The organism is Caballeronia arationis, assembly GCF_001544975.2.
Lineage (GTDB): Bacteria > Pseudomonadota > Gammaproteobacteria > Burkholderiales > Burkholderiaceae > Caballeronia > Caballeronia arationis.
The window spans coordinates 1-2,666 of record NZ_FCOG02000339.1 but is presented as its reverse complement, the minus strand read 5'-3'; the positions used below and the strand labels follow the sequence as shown (position 1 = coordinate 2,666).

Genomic DNA, 2,666 nt, shown 5'->3' with positions numbered 1-2,666 from the left:
AATCACCTCCCATTAGGCGTTCGGGACCTCTCGCCCCGCCTTGACAACTCCTTCGCGTCACTAATCTTGGAAATGAGTCGAGTATGGTAAGCGTCGCGTGAGAGCCGTTTAGATTTTCCTGGACAGACGTTAAGCGCTGCACCTGCGGAGTGACGCCCGGCAGAAGGGTTCAAAGGTTGAGCGTTGCAGGCCTGTGCAGGTGCTTCGCGACGTTCCAAGGCAGCAATTCGTCGATGCGGTTGGCCTGATGATCTGCGATGTGCGTGAGCACGTATTCCAGGTAGGTGCGTGGATTGACGTCGTTCAATTTGCACGAGCCGATGAGGCTGTACATCGCGGCGGCTCGTTCACCACCACTGTCTGAGCCAGCAAACATAAAATTGCGCCGACCAAGCGCGACGCATCGCAAAGCGTTTTCGGCAAGGACGTTGCTTATCTCGGCCCGGCCATCATCACAGAATAGCGTGAGTCCGTCCCAGCGATTCAGAGAGTAGTTAATGGCTTCAACTAATGGCGCCTTTGGCCATAGCGTCGCTAGCTTCTCCCTCATCGACGTCTCGATGCCATCGAGCAGCGGTTTGCTCTTCTCTTGCCTGACGCGTTGCCGCTCATCGGGTGGCTTACCGCGGATAGCAGCCTCTATTTCGTAAAGATCGCCGATCATGTCAAGCCATCTTTTCGTGGTGTCCGATGGGGCCGTCTCGTGCACATTGAACACGTATCGTCGGGCGTGATCCCAGCACGATGCCAGTCGAACTTTGCCGCTTTCGGTTATCTCGTTGAAACCTGCATAGCCATCACCCTGAAGGACACCTCGGAATTCGGCAAGATGGGTCTGGGGATGGATGCCTTTGCGGTCCGGCGAGTAGGCGAACCAGACCGCAGCAGGTTCGCTCGAACCTGAGCGTCGATCGTCACGCACGTAGACCCACAACCGACCCGTTTTGGTTTTCTTGTTGCCGGGCGCGAGCACCGGGATCGGTGTGTCGTCCGCGTGGAGCTTCGCAGTCGCCATCGTGTAGCGACGCAGGGCTTCGGTCAGCAGTCGACACAGTTCTTCGCATTGCCCGACCCAACGTGCCATGGTCGCCCGATCGAGACGGACGCCGTCGCGCGCCGCGATCTCGGACTGCCGATACAGCGGCGTATGGTTCGCATATTTCGCAACAAGGATCTCGGCCAGCAAGCTCGGATGTGCGATGCTGCGCTCAATCGGCAGCCCCGGCATGGGACGTTGCTCGATATGGCCGCAGTTGGCGCACACCCGTTTGCGACGGATCGTGCGGATCACCTTGAACATCGCTGTGACGCGCGCGAGTTGTTCAGATACATCCTCGCCGAGCAGGTCCATGCCGATGTCGCATTTCGGGCAGATCGAATTGGGCTCAAGCACGCGTTCTTCGCGTGGAAGATGCGGCGCTAAGGCTTCCTTCGAGGATGAGGCAGACGCGCCTGAACTCGATGCACGAGCACGCGCGCGACGAACATCGGCGACGCCGCTACCCGCTGCCAGATCCTCAAGTTGAGTTTCGAGCCGATCGATATGCCGGTCGAGTTGTTCGGATTTGCGACCGAAGTGCATGCGCCTGAGCCTGTCGATCTGTGCCTTCAGGCGATCGAGTTCCTGGTCTCGCTCAACGATCTCCCGGTCGCGTTCGGCAATCTCCTGACGCATCTTCGTCATTGACGCCTGCTGCTCGAGCACCAAGGCGCGGAGCTCGGCAACGGTGTCCGGAAGAGGAGCATGATCGGGCATGCACGGCAGTTTACGAGCCTTTGACTTGGTTTACAACATCGACAACGCGGCCGTGCGACGGGGTTGTCGCCAGTCGATGCCTTCCAGCAACATCGATAGCTGCGCCGACGTCAGATAGATCTTGCCGCCATCGGCTTGGGGCCAGATAAATCGCCCATGCGAAAGTCGTTTTGCAAGCAGCCATAGTCCGTCATCGGTTGCCCAAAGGATCTTTACGAGATCGCCGCGACGCCCCCTAAAAATGAACACGTCGCCACCCAGCGGATTGTCTTCAAGTGCGGTCTGCACCTTCGCGGCCAGCGCCGGAAATCCGCTGCGCATATCAGTCACACCTGCTGCGATCCACACGCGCGTACCCGTTGGAAGCCCGATCACGATCGCACACTCTTCAGTACCGTACGTAGTGTTTCGGCGTCGACCGCTCCATCGACCTTGACCACAGCACGTCCGATCCGAACTTCGATCGTGCCCACGCTCGCGGCGGGCTTTACGATTAGCTGTTCCTGTTGGACCGACGGTGTCGGAGTGACTGTGCCCGGCGCGTCCTCCACGACCGTCACCGGAACAAGCTCGGTTGATACGGCGAGCTGCTCGGCCCGATATCGACGTCGCCACTTGAACAACATATTGGCGTTGATGCCATGCTCTCTGGCGAGTTTCGAAACCGAGACGCCCGGCTCACACGCCGCTGCAGCCAGACGGCGTCGAAATTCAGGGCTGTGGTTTGGGCTTCCTCTACGCGTTCCTGAGGCAGCTTCTCTTCCGATCCCAAAGTGGTTCCCGCTACTTGAAGTGGTGGGAACCACTTTGGCGTCTCTGATTGCGCGAATCAAGACGGCCGTGCCGCGACGCTTACCGAGTATGTCACTCGGCCGTTACCAGACGGAGAAAGGGGATGCCTTTTTGTATC

General features: G+C 58.9%; 3 protein-coding genes. All 3 read right to left on the bottom strand.

What is annotated here, in order from left to right; all coding sequences use genetic code 11:
* Positions 1–169 precede the first annotated feature (169 nt).
* From tnpC to tnpA, 3 genes are read right to left on the bottom strand one after another with little or no spacing between them, the layout of a single operon-like run.
* Entirely contained in the window at positions 170–1,756 is a 1,587-nt protein-coding gene (gene tnpC, locus AWB81_RS41875; RefSeq protein WP_062644384.1) for an IS66 family transposase, read from the bottom strand.
* Between the two features lie 30 nt (positions 1,757–1,786).
* Complete coding sequence (tnpB, locus tag AWB81_RS41870; RefSeq protein WP_061152765.1) at positions 1,787–2,131, bottom strand: IS66 family insertion sequence element accessory protein TnpB; 345 nt, start codon at positions 2,129–2,131, stop codon at positions 1,787–1,789.
* Positions 2,128–2,562, bottom strand: a complete 435-nt coding sequence (gene tnpA, locus AWB81_RS41865) for an IS66-like element accessory protein TnpA (protein WP_235026222.1) — start codon at positions 2,560–2,562, stop codon at positions 2,128–2,130. Before tnpA ends, tnpB begins: the two co-directional genes overlap by 4 nt.
* Positions 2,563–2,666 lie beyond the last annotated feature (104 nt).